The following is a 430-nucleotide window of genomic DNA, read 5'->3' on the forward strand; positions in this document are numbered from 1 at the left end:
CCATGACGTTTTCAACTCATCCAAAGTGCCATCGACTAAGGTTGAATAGCTTATGACACCACCAGGTTTTAGCGCAGCGTGAGCTTGCTTTAAGGCTGTTTTCAAGTCATTCACCCATTGAAGCGCCAAACTGGAGAAGCAAAAATCGAGAACCTCGGATTGCAAAGCTATATTTTCGGCATCTAGCACTAGAGGATAAAACGCACGTGTTGAAGTCGTTTCGTCAACCAACGCTTCCTCAGACCACCGGCTAAAGGCGTATCGCGCCATCGATTCAGAAATGTCGAGCAACAGCATTTCGGCGAGCTGGAATTTCGTTTTTACATCTGAGGAAAAATACCCAGTGCCGCAACCAAGATCTCCCCCAAGTCCTTGAGGGAAGGAAACATCGCACGCAAGAGTATGCTCAATTAACTGATTACCAACCATT

At 46.5% G+C, this 430-nt stretch carries 1 protein-coding gene; it reads right to left on the minus strand.

From position 1 onward, the window contains the following. A partial coding sequence (locus tag A3738_RS03795; RefSeq protein WP_156503929.1) for a methyltransferase domain-containing protein occupies positions 1-430 on the minus strand: 430 nt, incomplete at both ends.

Source organism: Oleiphilus sp. HI0066 (assembly GCF_001635725.1).